This is a genomic window from Xanthomonas arboricola pv. guizotiae, assembly GCF_002940205.1.
Classification (GTDB): domain Bacteria; phylum Pseudomonadota; class Gammaproteobacteria; order Xanthomonadales; family Xanthomonadaceae; genus Xanthomonas; species Xanthomonas arboricola_C.
Genome location: NZ_MDSK01000090.1, coordinates 1 through 1,571, shown reverse-complemented (window position 1 = coordinate 1,571; position 1,571 = coordinate 1). Strand labels below are relative to the sequence as shown.

The 1,571-nt window shown below is 45.8% G+C and carries 1 protein-coding gene; it reads left to right on the top strand.

Translation table 11 applies throughout. The features are described from left to right. Window positions 1–367: 367 nt before the first annotated feature. The gene (locus XarbCFBP7408_RS21905; RefSeq protein WP_104564691.1) at window positions 368–1,222 is read left to right on the top strand and encodes a S1 family peptidase; all 855 of its coding nucleotides are present in this window, start codon (window positions 368–370) and stop codon (window positions 1,220–1,222) included. Window positions 1,223–1,571: the final 349 nt, after the last annotated feature.

The window sequence follows — 1,571 nt, the reverse complement described above, 5'->3', positions numbered from 1 at the left end:
CTGCTCGCTGAAGACGTCTACGCCACGCATGGTAGTGGGGGATGTTCCGACTCAAGTAGTCTACGAGCTGAGAGGTATTTCAGCAGCCTGCTAACCAGTCCAATCGAACAAGAATTCAATCAACGCATCAGCGCAGTATTCCTCGATGGAGCTAGCCATGTGTTGGCTAGCTGCGCTCGCTTACCAGCATTGCAGATTGGCGACAAGCACAGCATCGAGAGCCCGGCCGCCAACGGCTGGCCAATTCGAACTGCTGGTGAGCGAATCTTTCGGCGCCAAGGGTATGCCGCTGAAGAAAACCGGTCTGGGTGATGCTTACGGTAGTAATTATTTTTCTAAAAATAAATTCTGAAGTGTGAGGATAACAATGCCACGTCAGCTCACTATATCCGAGCAACTTGCTCATAGTACTGTCCGTATCGAATGTGCGATGCTGAACGGACAAACGGGAACAGGATCGGGATTCTTCTTTAACTTCTTAAAGGAGGGGGATAGATCCGTTCCCGCCATCGTTACCAACAAGCATGTTGTTTCCGGCGCTAAATCTGGGATTATATATATCACCAGAAGAGACGCTCAGGACGATCCAATAATAGGAAGCCACGTCCGAATTGAGATAAATAATTTTGAAGAGAGATGGCTGCCTCATCCTGACAGTGATGTAGATCTATGTGTCATGCCAATAGCTGGATTAATCGAGGAAATGGAACAAGCAGGTCATCTTCTTTTTTTTAGAACATTGGATAGTTCACTAGTTCCTAATCAAGAGGAGCTGGATGACCTAGGTGCTCTCGAAGACGTGATTATGTTGGGTTATACAAACGGGATATGGGATAACGTGAATAACATGCCAATAATTAGAAGGGGAGTCACGGCTACGCATCCTAATCTAGACTATGAAGGCCGGCGTGAATTCATGATCGACGCAGCGTGCTTCCCCGGGTCAAGTGGATCTCCTGTACTTCTCTACAATGACGGGCACTGGCATCAGCGCGACGGTAACCTAGTAATGGGAGGTCTGCGGATTAAATTGCTAGGTTTGCTATATGCTGGTCCGCAACATACAGCATCAGGTGACATTGAAATTGTAAATGTGCCAACCCAACAGCGAGTAGTATCAATTTCCAGAATACCAAATAATCTTGGATTAATTATAAAAGCTTCGCGAGTTATGGAGATGGAAGAGATTCTGAGCACTCTATTGAAAAGCCCTGCCGCTTAAAAACCGGCGTAGACGAGGGTTGAAATTTTTATTAAGTCGCATTGGCATTGAATCTAGAAGGCTCGATGTTGTTCGTCTTCTGTTTGCTGTTCACCCTGTTTAGGTTGGTAGTAAAATTGTCATTCGATAATTAAGCGGTGCTAATGATTCTAGTGGTTTCTCCTTAATTGGTTCTCCTGATTGTAGTCAGGGGTGACTTTAAAATACTAAAAAGGTCTACGTATGGTTGAAGGAATACGCGATTTGGAGATGGCTAACTTAGAGCGGCTAACAAAACCCTTGAATTCTGTTGAGTCGGCGACAACATTGCCGGCATGACACGTCGCAACGAGATCCCTAGTGCGCTTTG